This is a genomic window from Nonomuraea dietziae (assembly GCF_014195505.1).
In the GTDB taxonomy this organism is placed as follows: Bacteria; Actinomycetota; Actinomycetes; order Streptosporangiales; family Streptosporangiaceae; genus Nonomuraea; species Nonomuraea roseola.
The window spans coordinates 7,636,754-7,654,225 of the sequence record NZ_JACIBV010000001.1 but is presented as its reverse complement, the minus strand read 5'-3'; the positions used below and the strand labels follow the sequence as shown (position 1 = coordinate 7,654,225).

At 70.9% G+C, this 17,472-nt stretch carries 16 protein-coding genes and 1 pseudogene; 7 read left to right on the top strand and 10 right to left on the bottom strand.

The window, feature by feature from the left end:
* Nucleotide 1 precedes the first annotated feature (1 nt).
* Nucleotides 2–1,666: a hypothetical protein gene (locus tag FHR33_RS36450; RefSeq protein WP_183657740.1), complete on the bottom strand. Its 1,665-nt coding sequence runs from the start codon at nucleotides 1,664–1,666 to the stop codon at nucleotides 2–4.
* Between the two features lie 563 nt (nucleotides 1,667–2,229).
* Between FHR33_RS36450 and FHR33_RS36445 the strand changes: the two genes are divergently transcribed.
* Nucleotides 2,230–2,709, top strand: a complete 480-nt coding sequence (locus FHR33_RS36445; RefSeq protein ID WP_183660508.1) for a SigE family RNA polymerase sigma factor — start codon at nucleotides 2,230–2,232, stop codon at nucleotides 2,707–2,709.
* Nucleotides 2,706–3,332, top strand: a complete 627-nt coding sequence (locus FHR33_RS36440; protein ID WP_183657737.1) for a hypothetical protein — start codon at nucleotides 2,706–2,708, stop codon at nucleotides 3,330–3,332. The genes FHR33_RS36445 and FHR33_RS36440 overlap by 4 nt, the downstream gene beginning before the upstream one ends.
* A gap of 7 nt (nucleotides 3,333–3,339) precedes the next feature.
* Here FHR33_RS36440 and FHR33_RS36435 read toward each other — a convergent pair whose 3' ends face one another.
* The 3 genes from FHR33_RS36435 to hrcA form a co-directional block, all read right to left on the bottom strand.
* On the bottom strand, nucleotides 3,340–4,071 hold the full coding sequence (locus FHR33_RS36435; RefSeq protein WP_183657734.1) for a 16S rRNA (uracil(1498)-N(3))-methyltransferase: 732 nt from the start codon (nucleotides 4,069–4,071) through the stop codon (nucleotides 3,340–3,342).
* 130 nt (nucleotides 4,072–4,201) lie between these two features.
* Nucleotides 4,202–5,338 carry a molecular chaperone DnaJ gene (dnaJ, locus tag FHR33_RS36430; RefSeq protein WP_183657731.1) on the bottom strand — a complete coding sequence of 379 codons (1,137 nt, stop codon included), beginning with the start codon at nucleotides 5,336–5,338 and terminating at the stop codon, nucleotides 4,202–4,204.
* 11 nt (nucleotides 5,339–5,349) lie between these two features.
* Complete coding sequence (hrcA, locus tag FHR33_RS36425; protein ID WP_183657729.1) at nucleotides 5,350–6,354, bottom strand: heat-inducible transcriptional repressor HrcA; 1,005 nt, start codon at nucleotides 6,352–6,354, stop codon at nucleotides 5,350–5,352.
* A gap of 207 nt (nucleotides 6,355–6,561) precedes the next feature.
* Here hrcA and FHR33_RS36420 point away from each other — a divergent pair, with 207 nt between their 5' ends.
* The gene (locus tag FHR33_RS36420; protein WP_183657725.1) at nucleotides 6,562–7,380 is read left to right on the top strand and encodes a DUF3097 domain-containing protein; all 819 of its coding nucleotides are present in this window, start codon (nucleotides 6,562–6,564) and stop codon (nucleotides 7,378–7,380) included.
* Nucleotides 7,377–8,066, top strand: a complete 690-nt coding sequence (locus FHR33_RS52105; RefSeq protein WP_183657721.1) for a DUF4870 domain-containing protein — start codon at nucleotides 7,377–7,379, stop codon at nucleotides 8,064–8,066. Before FHR33_RS36420 ends, FHR33_RS52105 begins: the two co-directional genes overlap by 4 nt.
* On the opposite strand, the pseudogene FHR33_RS36410 reads toward FHR33_RS52105, so the two are convergent.
* A pseudogene (locus FHR33_RS36410) lies at nucleotides 8,050–8,193 on the bottom strand (SUMF1/EgtB/PvdO family nonheme iron enzyme); the annotation flags it as partial. The gene FHR33_RS52105 and the pseudogene FHR33_RS36410 sit on opposite strands and share 17 nt — an antisense overlap.
* A 104-nt stretch (nucleotides 8,194–8,297) precedes the next feature.
* Nucleotides 8,298–9,518 carry a radical SAM family heme chaperone HemW gene (gene hemW / locus FHR33_RS36405; RefSeq protein ID WP_312895883.1) on the bottom strand — a complete coding sequence of 407 codons (1,221 nt, stop codon included), beginning with the start codon at nucleotides 9,516–9,518 and terminating at the stop codon, nucleotides 8,298–8,300.
* A 111-nt stretch (nucleotides 9,519–9,629) separates the two neighbouring features.
* On the opposite strand from hemW, the gene FHR33_RS36400 reads away from it, so the two are divergent.
* Nucleotides 9,630–10,877: a glycoside hydrolase family 18 protein gene (locus FHR33_RS36400; RefSeq protein WP_183657715.1), complete on the top strand. Its 1,248-nt coding sequence runs from the start codon at nucleotides 9,630–9,632 to the stop codon at nucleotides 10,875–10,877.
* A gap of 473 nt (nucleotides 10,878–11,350) precedes the next feature.
* On the opposite strand, the gene FHR33_RS36395 is transcribed toward FHR33_RS36400, so the two are convergent.
* Nucleotides 11,351–13,882: a tetratricopeptide repeat protein gene (locus tag FHR33_RS36395; protein WP_183657712.1), complete on the bottom strand. Its 2,532-nt coding sequence runs from the start codon at nucleotides 13,880–13,882 to the stop codon at nucleotides 11,351–11,353.
* A gap of 174 nt (nucleotides 13,883–14,056) precedes the next feature.
* Between FHR33_RS36395 and FHR33_RS52100 the strand changes: the two genes are divergently transcribed.
* Nucleotides 14,057–14,188, top strand: coding sequence for a hypothetical protein (locus FHR33_RS52100; RefSeq protein WP_281388205.1), 132 nt, complete (start codon nucleotides 14,057–14,059; stop codon nucleotides 14,186–14,188).
* Nucleotides 14,189–14,659: 471 nt separating this feature from the next.
* Here FHR33_RS52100 and FHR33_RS36390 read toward each other — a convergent pair whose 3' ends face one another.
* From FHR33_RS36390 to FHR33_RS36380, 3 genes are read right to left on the bottom strand one after another with little or no spacing between them, the layout of a single operon-like run.
* Nucleotides 14,660–14,947 carry a hypothetical protein gene (locus FHR33_RS36390; protein ID WP_183657709.1) on the bottom strand — a complete coding sequence of 96 codons (288 nt, stop codon included), beginning with the start codon at nucleotides 14,945–14,947 and terminating at the stop codon, nucleotides 14,660–14,662.
* Nucleotides 14,948–14,985: 38 nt separating this feature from the next.
* Nucleotides 14,986–16,359: a sensor histidine kinase gene (locus FHR33_RS49340; RefSeq protein WP_221241392.1), complete on the bottom strand. Its 1,374-nt coding sequence runs from the start codon at nucleotides 16,357–16,359 to the stop codon at nucleotides 14,986–14,988.
* Nucleotides 16,356–17,009 carry a response regulator transcription factor gene (locus FHR33_RS36380; protein WP_183657706.1) on the bottom strand — a complete coding sequence of 218 codons (654 nt, stop codon included), beginning with the start codon at nucleotides 17,007–17,009 and terminating at the stop codon, nucleotides 16,356–16,358. Before FHR33_RS36380 ends, FHR33_RS49340 begins: the two co-directional genes overlap by 4 nt.
* An 86-nt stretch (nucleotides 17,010–17,095) precedes the next feature.
* Here FHR33_RS36380 and FHR33_RS36375 point away from each other — a divergent pair, with 86 nt between their 5' ends.
* Nucleotides 17,096–17,452: a hypothetical protein gene (locus tag FHR33_RS36375; RefSeq protein ID WP_183657703.1), complete on the top strand. Its 357-nt coding sequence runs from the start codon at nucleotides 17,096–17,098 to the stop codon at nucleotides 17,450–17,452.
* The last annotated feature ends 20 nt before the right edge of the window (nucleotides 17,453–17,472 follow it).

Here is a 17,472-nt window from a genome sequence, read left to right as displayed (position 1 = left end):
GTCACGCCCTCCAGAGTTCGTCGAGGAACCTGTCCGCGGCCATGACCGGGTCCTCGTTCACCCAGACGCAGCCGGTCCGCCCGCCCTCGAGCAGCGGCGCGAGGGCGGGCAGCGCGCAGTCGTCCGCCCCGACCAGGACGATCTCGACCCGCATGTCCGGCAGGTCGATCTTCCCCGCGGGCAGTCTGGTTCCGTCGGTGAGGATCACCACGACCTTGTTGCGCCAGATGCCCGCCGCCTCGGCCGCCTCGCGCGCCACCCGATCGAGCGGCACGTCGCCGCGCGACAGCGGCAGGTTCCGCAGCGACAGCGCCGCCGCCTCGGGGGTGTCGGCCGTCTGCGGCGTCGGGGGCGCCCGCACAGCCCCCTGCGAGAAGAGCCTGAGCCGCACCGCGTCGGTGTCGCCGTGCAGGCGGCCGAGCAGCGCCGTGCCGAACTGCTGGGCCCTGCGCAGTGGGCTGACGCCGTCCAGCAGGGCGTTGTCCATGGTCAGCGAGGTGTCGACGGCCACGACCGCGCCCGTCTGTGGGTGGGCCATGAGCAGCCTGTCGAGCATGGCGGCGTACGTGGCTCGCCCCGCGGGCGCCACGTCGGCGTTGGTGTCGGCCAGCGACAGCCCGGGGAAGGCGCCCTTGCCCTCGGTGTCCCTGAACCCGTTGTCGGGCGCCCACTCCTGTTCCAGCCAGTCCTTGTACCTGGCCACCCAGGCGCTCCGATCGGCGCTGTGGTCGGGCCACTTGACCGAGATCACGCTGTACTCCAGGCGCGGGGCGCCTTCCAGCCCGTACGGCACGGCCGCCTGCCCGCCCGGCTGGCCGGCGCAGCCGCCGAAACGCCCGCCCCTGCTGAAGGCGGCGAAGAGGTACTCGGGGACCAGCACGGGACGCGTCTCGATCTCCAGCCGCGCGCCGAGCCTGCACAGCAGCGACGCCGCGTCGCGCCCCGCGGGCTCGGGCAGCGTGAGCCGCCGCTCGGTGGTCACGTCCGCGGCCGTGGCGTCCTCCTGGTAGAGCGCGAGGCTCCCGGCAAGAGCGCTCTCCGACAGGTCGGCCCTCGGGCGCAGCAGCTGCGCGGCCTTGGCGACCTCCGCCGAGACGCGCGTCTCCCCGTCAGGCAAGGCGGTCATCGCCTGCGGCGGGACGGCGATCACCAGCCCTGAGGTGGCGAAGGCCCCGAGGTCGTCGAGCACCACCTTCGAGGCGACGTTCGCCACCCGCTCCTCGGCCAGCCGCACCGAGGCGGAGGTGGCGGCGATCCAGGCGTCGGGTCGCGGCCCCATCAGCTCCAGGTAGCCGGGGGCGTGGGGCACGGCCCACTCCCTGGCGAACCCCGCGTAGAAGTCCTTCAGCGGCGGCATCGCGTCGGTGCTGATCCTGATGGGCGAGCAGCCCGACTCGTCGGCGACGTCGCGGGCGAACTCCCTGCCCGCCCTGTCGAACAGTTCGACGCCCTCGGGCGCGGTGACGACCCTGATCTGCAGCACGGGCGGGCAGATGCGGCCCGTTCCCCGCAGGGAGCCGTCGGCGACCAGCGGCACGGAGGCGGCCGACAGCACCAGCACACTGGCCAGGAGGCCCGCAAGGCACGCGGCGCCGCTGACGGCCACACCGCCCACCCACGCGAGGAGCTCTCGCGCGGCCTCACGGGGCTTTTTGAGCGCCCGCATCGCCTTTTTCCTGACCATCCATAAAGCCGTCAAGAGAGCGCACGCAAGGAGTGCGGCACCCCAGAGAGGCCGGTCGGCGACAAAGGTGGCCAATGCCACTAGTGCGGTTATAAGGGCGGTTATCTCCGGAATGCGGCCATACGGCTTGTTCGCCTGACCACTACTGGTGCCAGAAGGTGCTCGTGGGTTCTCCTCTGCCATGACCTCGCCCGCAGATCGCCCGTCAGAGTAGTCCGCGCATTCTATGAACCGCGCTCGGCTCTCACCAGCAGAACGAGTGACTGGTGAGAAACGTGCCGGCGGTCCGTTGCCAATCGGTAATCCCTCATACCGTGCGCGCAAAGATCCGCGCGGTTAGGGTGTGTGTGCGACAATCCACCGGAAACTAAGACGATTCAGGGTCGGGCGAGGCCACCTGGCGAGGACACGACTGGGTCATGCCCCCTAAGGAACCGCAAGAGCGTAAACCCTCCGGGAAGGCTGAGCGTCCCACTGATGTGACCACCGAAACCCTTCTGGCCGACAGGTCGTTGGGGGCGGTGCCGGTCGGGTGGGATGCTGACATGGCCGTGACTGCGCTCTACAGCGCGCACTTTCGGTCATTAGTGCGTCTCGCTGTGTTGCTTGTGCGCGACATAGCAACAGCGGAGGAAGTCGTGCAGGATGCGTTCGTCGCCATCCATGGCGCATGGCGCAGACTTCGCGACCCCGACAAAGCACTCGCCTACCTGCGTCAGTCTGTCGTCAACCGGTCCCGTTCCGTGCTGCGTCACCGCGCGGTCGTCGAGAAGTACGCTCCCAAGGGTCTGCCCGACGCTCCGAGCGCCGAGAACGGCGCCATCGGGGAGCTCGAGCGCTCCGCCGTCATCGAGGCGTTGCGGGCCCTGCCAGCCAGGCAGAGAGAGGCGTTGGTTCTTCGCTACTACGGGGACCTGTCCGAGGCCGAGATCGCCCATGCCATGGGCATCAGCAAGGGCGCCGTCAAGAGCCACACGGCACGTGGCATGGCCGCCCTGCGTTCCGTTCTGGAGAAGATGTCATGACCCTGCCCCCGGACGAGCACGGCGACATCCTGCGCCGAGTGCTGCGCGCGGAGGCCGACGCCGTCGTGCCGTCTCCCGAGGGTTTGGAGATCATCCGCGCCCGCATCGAAAGGCGTGGGCTACGAGGACTCTTCTGGCTGCGCGCGGGCGCGGCCGCGGGCGGCGCCATCCTCGTAGCGGGGACGATCGTGATGGTCGTCCCTGAACTTCGCCAGAGGGTGATGGACGTCCAGTTCATCGACCCCGTGGAACACACCACCAAGCTGCCGCCCGACAAGTCCGCCACCTCCAGGCCTCCCACGTCGCCGCCGCCCGCCGAGCGGTCCAGGCCCGCCGTCCCGCCGCCGATCCCGAACATCTCCCCGAGCAAGCAGACCTCACAGACGCACGCGCCGAGCAGGAAGGCGACGCCGACGCCCTCTCCGACGCCGTGCGCGTCGGAGAGCACGCAGCCTCCGGAGGAATGCGCCGACGGCACCGCGACCCCGACCCCCACGCCCTCGGCCGCACCCTCGGAGAGCGCCGACAGTCCAGGCAACCCCGACTGCGTCCCCGATCAGTGCCCGCCGGAGGACCCTGCGCCCTCACCCACCGACGTCGCCAGCCCGCTGTCGAGCCCCTGACGCGCGGTCACCAGCGTCCGGTGCGCGCCTGTACGACGGCGGCCGCCGCCACCCCCGCCGTGGAGGTCCGCAGCACGGTAGGGCCGAGCAGCGCGGGCACCGCCTTCGCCGCGGTGAACCTGTCGAGCTCGTCCGTCGCGATACCGCCCTCAGGCCCCACCACCAGCACGATGTCGCCGCTCACCGGCAGCTCGACCGACGCGAGGCTCGCCTCGGCCTCCTCGTGCAGCACCAGCGCGAGCGCCGCGCCCGACAGCAGCTCGGCGACCTGCGCGGTGGAGTGGAGCTCCGCCACCTCGGCCGCGTGGAACCTGCGGGCCTGCTTGCCCGCCTCACGCGCGGTGGAGCGCCACCTGCCCAGCGCCTTGGCGACCTTGTCGCCCTTCCACTGGGTGATGCTCCGCGAAGCCGACCACGGGACGATGACGTCGACGCCCGCCTCGGTCATCATCTCCACGGCCAGCTCGCCCCTGTCGCCCTTGGGCAGCCCCTGCACGACGACCAGCCGGGGCGCGGGCGCGGGCACCTCGTAGCGGCGCAGTACCTCCACGCGCAAGGAGTCCTTGAACACCTCGCGGGCCACGCACTCGGCGACCAGCCCGGCCCCGTCGGTCAGGTCGAGCCGCTCTCCCTCACGCAGGCGGCGCACCGCCGCCGCGTGCCGTCCCTCGGGGCCGCCGAGCACGAACTGCCCGAGGCCGAGGTCGGCGGCGTCCGCGAGAAACACGGGAACAGTCACACGCATCTCCCCCTGCACGGGCGATGTAACGGCGGCCAGCCGGCTCGCGCTGGAGAAGCGTGATGGAAGGGCGCCAGCCCCGTGACCGCACTGGCGCCAGACCGGCTGGCCGTACAGAAACGACTATCGGTTATCGGCCGTTGAAAGCATCACGGAGCCGAGAGAAAAAACCCTGTTGTCCGGGGGCGAACTTGCCAGGGGGACGCTCTTCCCCGCGAAGCTTGGACAGCTCTCTGAGCAGGTCCTCCTGCGCCTGGTCGAGGCGCATCGGGGTCTCGACGTTGACGTGGATCAGCAGGTCGCCCCTGCCGGTCTCGTTGAGCCGCTGCACGCCGCGGCCGTACATCGTGATGACCTGCCCCGACTGGGTGCCGGGCCGCACGTCGATCTCCTCGGCCCCGTCGAGGGTCTCGACGGTCAGCGACGTGCCGAGCGCGGCCGCCGTCATCGGGATCTGCACCGTGCAGTGCAGGTCGTCTCCTCGCCGTTCGAATATGTCGTGCGGCTTCTCGACGATCTCGAGGAACAGGTCTCCGGGCGGGCCGCCGCCAGGGCCGACCTCGCCCTCGCCGGCCAGCTGGATGTGGGTGCCGTCCTCGACGCCCGCGGGGATGCGGACCTTGATCGTACGGCGGGTGCGGACCCTGCCGTCGCCCGAGCACTCCTGGCAGGGGTGCCTGATGATCGAGCCGAACCCGCCACACTGGGGGCACGGCCTCGAGGTCATGACCTGGCCCAGGAAGGACCTGGTGACCTGGGAGATCTCACCGCGGCCCTGACACATGTCGCAGGTGTCGGGGTGGGTGCCCGGCGCCGCGCCCGAGCCCGCGCAGACCTCGCACAGCACCGCGGTGTCGACGTTCAGCTCACGTGTGGTGCCGAACGCCGACTCGCGCAGGTCGAGCTCGACCCTGATCGTGGCGTTGCGGCCCCGCCTGGCCCTGCTGCGCGGCCCGCGGGCGCCGCCCGCCGAGCCGAAGAAGGCGTCCATGATGTCGCTGAAGGGGAAGCCCGCGCCGAAGCCGCCAGCACCCGCTCCCGCACCGGCGCCGGCGAAGGGGTCGGCTCCGAGGTCGTACATCTGGCGCTTGTTGGGATCGGACAGGACCTCGTAGGCCTGCGTGATCTCCTTGAAGCGCTCCTGGGTCTCAGGATCGGGATTCACGTCGGGGTGCAGCTCGCGGGCCAGCCGACGATAGGCCTTCTTGATCTCGTCCTGACTGGCGTCACGGCGCACCCCGAGGGTGCCGTAGTAGTCGTTTGCCACTTATCGACCTCTTATGAAGCAGCCAGGATCTGGCTGACGTAGCGTGCCACGGCGCGCACAGCGCCCATCGTCACGGGGTAGTCCATCCGGGTGGGGCCGAGCACGCCGAGGCGGGCTCCCGAACCGTAACCGGTCGCGACGAGGGACGTGCCACGCAGTCCTGTGTAGGGGTTTTCCGAGCCGATCCTGACGGTGAGGGTGGTCGGCATGTCGGAGGTCTCGCCGAGCAGGCGCATCAACACCACCTGTTCTTCGAGCGCCTCGAGAACGTCTCGCAGGCCCGTGGTGAAATCGGCGCCCGCCAGGTTGGCGGCCCCCGCGAAGACGATCTTCTCATCATGGCGCTCGACGAGGGTCTCCAGCAGCACCGACAGAATCGTCGCCGCGGCGGGCCGGTCTTCGACGGGCAACCGTTGGGGCAGGTCGGAGACCTGATCGGGGACCTGGCTGAGCCCGCAGCCGTCGAGGCAGGCGTTGAGCATCGCGCGCAGATGCGCGATCCTCGACTCCTCGATGCGCTCGGGCAGCTCGATGACGCGCTGCTCGACCCGGCCGGTGTTCGTGATCAGCACGAACATCACCCGCCTGTCGGTCAGCGGCACGAGCTCGAGATGGCGCACGGTCGACTGCGACAGCGCCGGGTACTGCACCACCGCTACCTGCCTGGTCAGCTGGGCGAGCAGCCTGACCGTGCGGGTGACCACGTCGTCGAGGTCGACCGCGCCTGCGAGGAAGGTCTCGATGGCCCTGCGCTCGGCTCCTGACAGGGGCTTGATCTGTGAGAGCTTGTCGACGAAGAGCCGGTAGCCCTTGTCGGTCGGCACCCTGCCCGCACTCGTGTGAGGCTGGGTGATGTAGCCCTGTTCCTCCAGCGCGGCCATGTCGTTCCTGACCGTGGCCGGGGAGACGTTGAGGTTGTGGCGATCGGCCAGCGCCTTGGAGCCCACCGGTTCGTTGGTGGAGACGTAGTCCTCGACAATGGCGCGGAGCACCGCCAGCTTCCGATCATCGAGCATGTGCTCACCTCCCTGCCTCTTGAGGAAACGACAGGTCTAGCACTCTGTGTTCCCGAGTGCCAAGTGTACGGCCCTCGCCCACAGGGTGCGATAACGCGCGGAATCAAGCCGGTTGCAAGCCGCACGCCGACAATACTGCCCATGACCGACGATCCCTCCCGTGCGCGCGGCACCCGCGAGCGAGGAGTGATTTGCTACGGTCCCCCCATGTACGAGCGTGACGTGCTTGCGGGGAACTGGCGGCGCCCGGGCAAGGGGACGATCCCTTCCGTGCCCGCCGAGCGCGATCTGGTCGTGGAGGACGCCGACAGCGGCTTCTGCGGCGCGGTGGTGGCCTGTGACAAGGAGGCGGTCACCTTGGAGGACCGCTTCGGCAGGCGCAGGCTGTTCCCCCTGGCCCCCGCCGCCTTCCTGCTGGAGGGCAAGCCCGTGACGCTGGTACGGCCGGCCCCCGCCACGGCGAGGGCTCCCCGCCGCAGCGCCTCCGGCTCGGTTGCGGTCGAGGGACTGCGCGCCCGCGTCGCCAGGGAGAGCCGCATCTACGTCGAGGGCGTGCACGACGCCGCCCTGGTGGAGAAGATCTGGGGCCACGACCTTCGCGTGGAAGGCGTCGTCGTGGAGTACCTGGAGGGCGTCGACGACCTGCCCGCGATCGTCGAGGAGTTCGGGCCCGCCCCTGGCCGCAGGCTCGGTGTGCTGGTCGACCACCTCGTGGAGGGCTCCAAGGAGAGCCGCATCGCCGCCAGGGTGACCTCGCCGCACGTGCTGGTGGTCGGGCACCCCTTCATCGACATCTGGCAGGCGGTCAAGCCTTCCGTCCTTCGCATCCCCGCCTGGCCCGACGTGCCTCGCGGGGTGCCGTGGAAGGAGGGGGTGATCGCGGCGCTGGGGTGGCGGCTCGAACCGGCCGAGGCGTGGCGCAGGATCCTCGGCGCGGTGTCCACCTATTCCGACCTCGAACCCTCGCTGCTCGGCAGGGTCGAGGAGCTGATCGACTTCGTGACCAGTCCTGAGGAGGACGGATGACGAACCAACCCCCCGAGGGAACTCCCCCGCCGCCCGGCTACGGCCAGACGCCTCCGTCGGGCCCCGGCTACGGCCAGGCGCCTCCCTCGAACCCGGGCTACGGCCAGGCGCCTCCCTCGAGCCCCGGCTACGGCTCCCAGCCCGGCTACGGCTCCGAGCCGGGATATGGGTCCCAGCCGGGTTACGGGTCCCAGCCGGGTTACGGGCCGCCGCCCGGATACGGGCCGCCGCCCGGATACGGCGCGCAGCCCGGATACGGCGCGCAGCCCGGATACGGCGCGCAGCCCGGATACGGCGCGCAGCCCGGCTACGGGCCGCCCGGCTACCAGCGTCCACCGCACGTGCCCGGCCAGTACGGCCCCAGGCCCGGCAGCGACGACACCAACCTGGCGATGCTCGCCCACCTGCTCGGCATCCTCACCGGTTTCGTCGGCCCGCTCATCCTCTACTTGGTCAAGAAGGACGAGTCCCCCTACGTCCGCGACCAGGCGGCGCAGGCGCTCAACTTCCAGATCACGGTCTTCATCGGCTACATGATCTGCACCGTCCTGGCCTTCGTGCTGATCGGCTTCCTGCTGATCCCCGTGCTGTGGATCGCGGCGCTGATCTTCGAGGTCATCGCCGCGATGGCCGCCAACAGGGGCGAGAACCATCGCTATCCGATCAACATCACGTTCGTGAGCTGACCGTCCTGAAGCCGCAGTTACCGCTGACCGAGTCCGGCGTGTTCGCCGAGCGGGCCGCCACGCGGTAGCGGTGGCAGTAGGAGTCGTGGCACAGGTAGGAGCCGCCCCTGATCACCCTGCGCAGGCCGCGCTCATGTTGGTCAACGGCGCCGCCTGAGCCTGCTGTACCGCACCTGCGCCTCCGACGTGGAGCGCGTGCAGCGCGAACTCGACGCCCGCGGGGCGGCCGCGCTACACGGTCAGGTCGCGGATGAGGGCATCGGCTAGCAGCCGTCCGCGCTGGGTGAGGACCATGCGTCCGGCCTTGAACGGCTCGGTCTGCAGCAGACCGTCGCCCAGCGCCCTGGCGACCGCGGTGCGGGCCTCGCCCTTCACCTCGGCCACCGGATAGCCGGAGACCAGCCGGAGCTCCAGCATGAGCCGCTCCACCTCGCGGTCGTCGTCGGTGAGCACCTCGCGCGCGTGGGCGGGCGAGGTGCCCGCCGCCAGGCGCTGGGCGTAGGCGGCCGGGTGCTTGACGTTCCACCAGCGGGTGCCGCCCACGTGGCTGTGCGCGCCGGGGCCGACGGCCCACCAGTCGCCGCCGGTCCAGTAGAGCAGGTTGTGACGGCAGCGCCCGGACTCGGAGGTGGCCCAGTTCGACACCTCGTACCACTCGAACCCGGCCCCCGAGAGCATCTCGTCGGCGATCAGGTAGCGGTCGGCGGCCACGTCGTCGTCGGGCATCGGCAGCTCGCCGCGCCTGATCCTGGCGGCCAGCCTGGTGCCGTCCTCGACGATCAGAGAGTAGGCCGAGACGTGGTCGGGCTCGGCCTCGATGGCCTTCTCCAGCGACGCCCGCCAGTCGTCGTCGCTCTCTCCGGGGGTGCTGTAGATGAGGTCGAGGTTGACGTGGTCGAAACCGGCCTTCCTGGCCTCCTGTACGGCCTGCCCCGCCCGGCCGGGGGTGTGCTGCCTGTCGAGCACCTTCAGGACGTGCTCGCGCGCGCTCTGCATGCCGAAGCTGACCCGGTTGAACCCGCCTTCGCGCAGCCTCTCCAGGTAGGCGGGGTCGACCGACTCGGGGTTGGCCTCGGTGGTGACCTCGGCGCCTCTCGCCAGGCCGAACTCCTCGTCGATCGCGCGCAGGATCCTGGCCAGGTCGTCGGCGGGCAGCAGCGTGGGGGTGCCTCCACCGAAGAACACCGTCTCGACGGGGAGCTCGGCGTCGCCGAGCACGCGGCGGGCCAGCCGTACCTCGTCGATGGCGGTGTCGGCGTAGTCGCGATGCGACGCCCCTGGGCCCAGCTCGGCGGCGGTGTAGGTGTTGAAGTCGCAGTAGCCGCAGCGGGTCACGCAGAACGGGACGTGGACGTAGAAGCCGAAGGGCCGCTCGCCCAGGCCGCTCAGCGCGCTCGCGGGCAGCTCACCTGAGGCGGGCGCGGGATCGCCGTCGGGAAGGGTGGATGGCACGCTTCCAGTCTGCCCTGTGCCACGGACCACCATTGACGCGCCGATCGACCGGGCCTACGATCCGGTGAACTTACAGGAAAGTTTCCTATAAGTGCGCCTCGGGAGACGCCCGTGAAGAAAGCCCTCATCGCCCTCTCGGTCTTGGTCCTGACACTCACCGCAACCGCCCTGCCCGCCGAGGCCGGCGGCGCTTTCAAGCGGGTCGCCTACTTCATCCAGTGGGGGATCTACGGCAGGAACTTCCATGTCAAGGACATGGACACCAGCGGCGCCGCCGCCAAGCTGACCCACATCAACTACGCCTTCGGCTTCGTCGGCGCCGACGGCACCTGCGTCTCGGCCGACCCGTGGGCCGACTGGCAGCGTCCCGTCCCTGCCGAGCAGAGCGTGGACGGCGTCGCCGACGCGCCGGGCCAGGCGCTCAACGGCAACCTCAACCAGCTCCGCAAGCTCAAGGAGAAGCACCCGGGACTGCGCGTGCTCCTCTCGCTCGGCGGCTGGACGGGCTCCCGCCACTTCTCCGACGCCGTGCTCACCCCCGAGGCGCGCGCCAAGCTGGCCACCTCGTGCGTCGACATGTGGCTGAAGGGCAACCTGCCGGGCCTGGAGGCAGGCGCGGGCGAGGGCGTCTTCGACGGCCTCGACCTCGACTGGGAGTGGCCGGGCTCCGAGGGCGCCCCCGGCAACGTCATCAGGCCCGAGGACAGGCAGAACTTCACCCTTTTCCTGTCGGAGCTGCGCTCCCGGATGAGGGCCCACTCCCGTACGGCCGAGCTGACCGCCTTCCTCCCCGCCGCCGCCGCGAAGATCGACGCGGGCTTCGACGTGCGACAGGTCTTCAGGCAGCTCGACTTCGCCACCGTCCAGGGCTACGACCTGCACGGCTCGTGGGAGCTGCGGACCGGGCACAACGGCAACCTGCTCACCGACAGGCGCGACCCCAACCCGGTGCGCTACAGCGTCGACCAGACCGTGCGCGACTACCTGACCCGCGGCGCCCCCGCCCGCAAGATCGTGGTCGGCGTTCCCGCGTACGGCCAGGGCTGGACCGGCGTGACGGCAGGCGGCGACGGTCTCTACCAACCGGCCACGGGACCGGCGCCGGGCAGGTGGGCGGCGGGCTCGGAGGACTACAAGGCCCTGGTGAACAAGCCGGGCAAGCGTTATCGCGACCTGCGGACCGGGACGATGTGGCTGTATGACGGCAACGAGTTCTGGTCCTACGACGATCCGGCTGTGATGGCGCAGAAGGCGGCCTACATCAGGCTCAAGGGGCTGGGCGGCTCCATGATGTGGTCCATCGACCAGGACGACGCCAAGGCCTCCCTCACCTCCGCCCTGTACCGCATCCTCCGCTGACCTCGGAAGGCCGAGCCGCCCGAGCTCCGTCGGAGAGCCCCTCCGGGACCTCGCGACTCGGCCTCCCTGGAACGCCCCAGCTTCCGTCTCCCCGACGACCCGCAACCACCTTCCCCTCGGCCCCTCCCCGAGGCCGGGACCGGGACCGCGAGCCGGGACCGGGACCGCGAGCCGGAGCCGGGACCGAGGCCGGGACCGCGAGCCGGGACCGGGACCGCGAGCCGGAGCCGGGACCGAGGCCGGGACCGCGAGCCGGAGCCCCCCGTCACTCGAAAGTCATACGCCGAGCCTGCCGGAATCCGACTTCCGTCGCTCGACGGTCGGGCTTCCCGGCTTCGGAGAGGGACCCTCGACTCGCGGGGACGGTGGCAGGGTTCGCCCCGTCCCCGCGACACCACCCGGGCCTGCCCACGCCGAGCGCCGTCTCGACGCCGCCTCGCTGCTCGCCCACCGTCACTGACCCGGTTACTCGTCTAGCGGCGGATCTGGCCGTCTGCGTCCCAGCCATGGAGCGCCAGGCGGTCGGCTTCCCCGGCCCTGCCCGCTTCCCAGAGCACATGGACGGCACGGCTCCGAGCGTCGCTGTAGCCGCTGTTCGCGGACCGCCAGAACCACCTCAGCGCCTCGTCGGTCCGTCCGGCCTTCCCCAGGAGATCCCCTCCATCGATCAGGGCGAAGAACGAACCAGCGTCCGCGGCGCGTTCGTACCAGCCGAGTGCTTCGTCGGTGAGCTCCGCCTGGGCCAGTAGCCGGGCGGTGCGTTCCAGGGCCGCGGCGGTGCCGGTGTCCTCGGCATCCCGGTACCAGGTGAGCGCCTCGCGCGTGCGAGTCTCCGCCTCCGGGAACTTGTCCTTGAGCAGAAGGCCCGCCTGCCCCCAGGCATAGGGAGTGCATGCGCGCCGATACGAGTCCAGCGCCTCGTCCCTCCGTCCCTCAGCGCACAGCAGGTCTCCGCCGTACTGGGAGGCGAGAGCCGTACCGTTCTCGGCAGCGGCTCGATACCAGTCCAGCGCCTCCTGCGTACGTCCCATCTGCTGCAACACCGTTCCTGTCTCCAGGAGGAGACTGTCCGCGTGAGACCGGCACCAGTCCAAGGCCTCTTCCAAGAGGCCCATCTCCCGCAGGAGCTCTCCGACGAGTGCCACGGCGTCGTCGTCGCCGGCCTCGACGGCGGCTCGGTAGCGGTCCAGCGCTTCCTGGCTCCGTCCTATCGACTGCAACACCGTCCCCATGGCAGTCAGAGAGGTTTCGTCGCCTGCCTCCACGGCGCGACGACAGTAGGTGAGCGCCTGCTCGCGGTCTTCGTCGCTCTGCGCGTTGTCGGCGAGCAGCAGGCCGGCGGAGGTCCAGCCGAAGGACTCCCCCGCCTCGGCGGCTCGTACGTAGAAGAGGATCGCCCGCTGCGCCTGACCGGTCTCCTCCAGGAAATACCCTGCCCTCCACAGGGCGTGTGGGTGTCCGGCCTCAGCGGCACGCTCGTAGTAGGAGATCGCCTCTTCCAACCGCTCCGACTCCGCCAGAAGATCCGCCATGCCCACCAGGGACTCCGGATCATCCAGGTCTGCTTCGTACAGGGCCTGCGCATGGCCCAGCACGCCGCGTTCCTGTGCGGCTTTCGCGATCTGCGGCCGGGCCTCCGCAGGCGCTCGGTGGGCCAGCGCCTCCCACAGCGCGCCGGGGATGACCAGACCTCGGCGGCTCTCACGGCCGTGCTGTTCGAGATAGTCGGCCAGCCGATAGCAGGGTGTGGCGGGCGCAGGTCGACCAGGCCGGGGCCGGACCCGTGTGACAGGTCCTCGGACCCCGCGGCACGGAGCGGCGACATAGGCCAGCGCCCGCTCCAACCAGTCGTCACCCGCCTCATCCCACTGCTGGTCGGTGAGGTAGCCCGGGGCCGCGTCATGCAGCAGTTCGTACGGCAGGGCGAAGCTCAGACCCAGCCGCCGGACGTCCATCGCCACATGGATCAGCGCCTTGGCGACGGGCGGCGCGTTGTGGTACCGCTCCAGAAGAGCGGGAACACCGGCCAAGAACTGGGTGATCCGTCCATCGGCGGCCTGCTGCCCGGCCAGCGCCAGACGGGCGTCGCCGCTCGCGGACCTGCGCACCGCGTCGACCTCCCGGTCCGAGAACGACTCCGGTACGTGGATCCCGACGCCGGTCAGCAGCGCCCGGACCTGCGCGTGCGGATCCGGTGACCCCGCAGGGGGTGCGGTGGTGAGCGCGGCCCAGTACTCCGGCCAGAGGGTGCCCAGCACCAGCACCGGGCCCCGGCTCGGGTCGCGCAGCAGCTCACGCAGCCCGGCCGCGACCCGCTCTCCCAGCCCTTCGGGGCTCAGGTAGAACTGGGTCTCGTTCAGCCACACCACGGTGCGCGGCCCGATCTGTGAGAGGGTCTCGGCGGCGGCTTCCGGTCTGCCCGGGTCGATGGGGTGCCACAGTCGCCATCGCTTCCGGCTGTCGCGCAGCTTGTGGAGGGCCTCCCAGCAGGCGCGGGTCTTGCCGGTTGACGACCCGCCGACCAGCACCGCGAGCGTGCTCTGTCCGCCCTCGGCGCGTCGTACCGCCTCGTCCAGCCGGGCGTCGTGGTCGCGCCGGACGTACGCCGGCAGCCCCGTCGCCTGCCCGGCCACCTCGATCGCGGGGTGGACTTCCAGGGCATACGGGTCGGTCAGCGCGCCGATCGGCCAGCCGACCTCGCTGGAAGAGCGAGGGAGGCGCTGAGGCTGGGCGTTCTCGATCAGGTTGTTCCAGTAGCGCGGATTCGGCTCCGGGGCGCCCGCCCAGGCGCTCCACAGCCGCACCAAGGCCAGCACCTTGTCACTGTCGGCGAGCCTCGGCGTCTGGGCCCTCGCCGGGTCCTCCGGGATCCAGCTGCTGATGCGCTGGCCGTCCACATCCACCTCGTACGGAGGAGCGGCGAGGGCTTTGGCCGTCTCGCGCCGGGAGTACACCTGCTTGGCCTGCTTCCTGGCGGCCTTGGCGCAGTGCTCGAGCGCGCGCAACGCCTCGTACAGCTCCCGCGACACTCCTGCCCTCCCAAGTCGCGACGGGCACGGCCATGACCTGCGCCGAGAGGCCGATGTGCCCGCATCGCCCGCGATCGGGGACGGGCACCACGGGCCTGCCGCAGTCTCTTCACCACCCGCCACCGGCGGTTCACTCTACGAAGGGGCGACATGAACGACAACAAGAATCGTACGATCCGCCGCCTGCGCGACGCCGCGCTGTTCAGTGCCGTGCGCGCCATCTCCGCCGCGGCGGGATCCGCGCTGGTGGGAGCGGTCATCTGGTGGCTGCAGAACCGCTGACGCGAGCGCCGGGGACAGGGCAGCGCGGGCAGCCGGCGTGAACTGCTGCCCCTCCGCCCGCGCTGCGCGCCGATCCCGGCTGTGGGATCGGCGCCGGTGGCGCCAGCCACAGCGCCGTGGCACAGAAACCGAGTGCCCTCGCTTTCCTGTTCGAAGGACTGGCTCTCAGCTGACTGTCGCGTGGAGCCGTCCCTCGTCGGCGAAGTCACCACAGCGCGGAGAGCAGCCAGTCGGGAGGGCTACCGTCTGGACCGAGTTCCAGAAGGGCGCCCTGCCCTGCCCCTCCGCTGGCGGAGATCTCCGTTCCGGACCAGACGCTCCGCACAGCCTCCTTTGGTCTCCGGTCAACCGGTGAAGCCGCTCAGCAGACCAGATGCTCCACACCGCCTCGGGCTGCGGTCAACCGGTGAAGCCGCTCAGCACGCCAGATGCTCCACACCGCCTCGGGCTGCGGTCAACCGGTCAAGCCGCTCAGCAGGCTGGGCGGTTCAGGAGGGAGTCGTCGTCGAAACCCGCCAGTTGTAACAAGCTGTCGAGCGCGTCCTGGTGGGTCTGTCCGAAGCATTCGGCCGCCACCTCCAGCACCGTCTCCACCACCGCTGAGTCCGGATACGGCACCTCGACGTGCACCCTGCCGTCGGCCCCCACCTCGGCCGGGGAGAAGTGCAGCCGCAGCAGCCGACGGGTCTCCTCCGCCACCGCCACTCCCAGCAGGGCGGCCTTGACGAACCGCTCGGATTCGGCGCTGTCGCCGTCCATGCCACCTCCACAATCGGACACCTGTTCGATCCGAAAAGCTACGGCACGGCACCGACAAAATCGGGGACCGCCCAGAAGGCCACCCGGACGTCCAGACCGCCGAGGGGAAGGGCCGTGGCGTGGAGGTCCGCGTCGTGGGCGGTGGCGATGGCGGCGACGATGGACAGGCCCAGCCCGAGGCCGCCGTCGTCGCTCGTCCTGGTCGCCTCCATGCGGAGGAACGGCTGGAAGAGGGAGTCCACCCGCGCCGGCGGGACCACGGGGCCCGAGTTGGTCACCCGCACGGTGGGGCGTCCGTCGTGGAGGCCGGTCCAGACACGTATCCAGCCGCCCGGGACGTTGTGCCGTCCGGCGTTGTCCACCAGATTGGCCACCAACCGCTCGACCAGCCGTGGGTCGCCGAACGCGGGAGCACGCCGGAGCTCGGCCTCCACCCGGATCTCGACCGGCTCGTCGGTCCCATAGCCCGGCGCCTCCTCCCCGGGCTCCGGCACGGCCGGCTCCGGGAGCCGCGAACGGGCGAGCGTCGGCCTTGCGCAGGGAGATGAGAGGCCGAACTCCGGCCGCCCGCCGGAAGGCGAAGAGAGGCCGAACAGCGACCGTCTGCCAGGAGACGTGGAGAACCCGCGTGGCGACCCTCCGCCGGGAGATGAGGAGAGGTCGAGCCCCGGCTGCCCGCCCCCGTGTCCCTCCAGGAGGAAGCCTTCGGCGGAGGTGTCCTGTGCGGCCCACTCGGCGGCGTTCAGGATTCCGGCCGTGATCGACGCCAGGTCCAGCGGTTCCCGATGGTCCAGGCCGCGCTGGCTTCTCGCCAGGGTGAGCAGGGCCTCGATCAGCCGCTCCTGCTGCCGGTTGACCTCCAGGGCCCGCCCGCACACCCCCCGCAGCCGCTCAGCATCCGCCCCGCGATCGGCCAGCGCCACCTCCAGCAGCGTCCGCTCGAAGGTCAGCGGCGTCCGCAGCTCGTGTGACGCGTTCGCGACGAAGCGGCGCTGCGCCTCGAACGCGGCCTCCACCCTCTCCAGCAGCGCGTCGAACGTGTCCGCCAGGTCCTTGATCTCGTCCGCGGGGCCCTGCGCCCCGAGCCGCTGGTGCAGGTTGCGGGCGGAGATCTCACGCGCCGCCGCCGTCATCGCCCTGAGCGGCCTCAGCGCCCGCCCCGCCATCACCCATCCCAGCCCGACCGAGGCGACCGTCATCGCCCCGAGCCCCACCGCGGCGGCCGTCACGAACCCCCTCGCCTCGGCCGCGCGCTGCCGTACGGGATCGAGGGGCAGCTGACCGAAGCTGATCTCGGGCAGGACGGGCCAGGTCAGGCGGGTGGCGAGGACGTAGGTGCCGGCCAGCAGCACCGCGCCGGCCGCCAGGAAGAGCGCGCCGTACAGCAGGGCGAGCCTGACCCTGATCGTCATATCCGGTACCCGGCCTGGGGGACGGTCTCCACCAGCGGCGGGTCGCCCAGCTTGCGGCGCAGCCGGCTGATCGTCACCTTCACGGTGTGGGTGAAGGGGTCGGCGGCCTCGTCCCATGCCCGTTCGAGCAGCTCCTCGGCGGGCACCGCCCTGCCCGCGGCGCCCAGCAGGAGCTCGAGCACCGCGAACTCCTTCGGGCTCAGGTCGAGCCTGCGCCCTCCCCTGGTCGCCACCCTGCTGTTCGGGTCGAGGCGCAGGTCACCGTGGACCAGCACAGGCGGTACGGCAGGCTGCGCCCGCCTGCCCAGCGCCCTGATCCTGGCGACGAGTTCGGCGAAGGCGAACGGCTTCGGCAGATAGTCGTCGGCGCCGGTGCTGAGGCCGTCCACCCTGTCTTCGATCGTCGCGGCGGCGGTCAGCATGAGCACCCTGGCCGGGTACCTCTCGGCCACCAGCGCCCTGCACACCTCGTCGCCATGGACCCCCGGCAGGTCGCGGTCGAGGACCACCACCTCGTAGCGGTTGACCGACGTGCGTTCGAGCGCGCCCGCGCCGTCCCACGCCAGATCGACGGCCATGCCCTCGCGGCGCAGTCCCTCGGCCACCGTCGCGGCCAGCTCCCTGTGGTCCTCGACCACCAACACCCGCATCGCCCCAGCGTGGCCGCGCAGGGATTACAGCGGCGTAACGCCGGCCGTTCCCTCGCGGTAACCGGCCCGGCGCTTGAGTGGGCGGCATGAGAAGACGACTGGCGCTCTGCGCCGCCGCCCTCGTGGCGGCCTGCGTTCCCACGGCGGCCCAGGCCTCGACCGGCCACACCGCCGCCTACACCTACGCCGATCCGGCGAAGGACTTCAGCGCCTGCGTGCGCGCGAACGGGGTCCAGGACTTCCCCGACGTCACGATCAACGGCGGGACGCTCCAGCTCGGCCATGGCGTCGACCCGTTCTCCGACAGGCTCAGGACGGCGGTGAAGTCCTGCGAGCACCTCCTGCCGAAGGGGACCGCGCTCCCCACCCGTCCGACGCCACCCGAGCGGCCTTCGACGCCCGAGATGAAGCTCGGCAAGCTGCCCGAGGTCACCTGCTCCTGACACGGAAGGTCCGGCGCTCG

Bases quoted from the DNA above. Each gene is read 5' to 3' on its own strand.
- FHR33_RS36450 (WP_183657740.1), bottom strand. From the start codon at position 1,666: ATGCGGGCGCTCAAAAAGCCCCGTGAGGCCGCGCGAGAGCTCCTCGCG.
- FHR33_RS36445 (WP_183660508.1), top strand. From the start codon at position 2,230: ATGGCCGTGACTGCGCTCTACAGCGCGCACTTTCGGTCATTAGTGCGT.
- FHR33_RS36440 (WP_183657737.1), top strand. From the start codon at position 2,706: ATGACCCTGCCCCCGGACGAGCACGGCGACATCCTGCGCCGAGTGCTG.
- hrcA (WP_183657729.1), bottom strand. From the start codon at position 6,354: ATGCTCGATGATCGGAAGCTGGCGGTGCTCCGCGCCATTGTCGAGGAC.
- FHR33_RS36420 (WP_183657725.1), top strand. From the start codon at position 6,562: ATGTACGAGCGTGACGTGCTTGCGGGGAACTGGCGGCGCCCGGGCAAG.
- FHR33_RS52105 (WP_183657721.1), top strand. From the start codon at position 7,377: ATGACGAACCAACCCCCCGAGGGAACTCCCCCGCCGCCCGGCTACGGC.
- FHR33_RS52100 (WP_281388205.1), top strand. From the start codon at position 14,057: ATGAACGACAACAAGAATCGTACGATCCGCCGCCTGCGCGACGCCGCG.
- FHR33_RS36390 (WP_183657709.1), bottom strand. From the start codon at position 14,947: ATGGACGGCGACAGCGCCGAATCCGAGCGGTTCGTCAAGGCCGCCCTG.
- FHR33_RS49340 (WP_221241392.1), bottom strand. From the start codon at position 16,359: ATGACGATCAGGGTCAGGCTCGCCCTGCTGTACGGCGCGCTCTTCCTG.
- FHR33_RS36380 (WP_183657706.1), bottom strand. From the start codon at position 17,009: ATGCGGGTGTTGGTGGTCGAGGACCACAGGGAGCTGGCCGCGACGGTG.
- FHR33_RS36375 (WP_183657703.1), top strand. From the start codon at position 17,096: ATGAGAAGACGACTGGCGCTCTGCGCCGCCGCCCTCGTGGCGGCCTGC.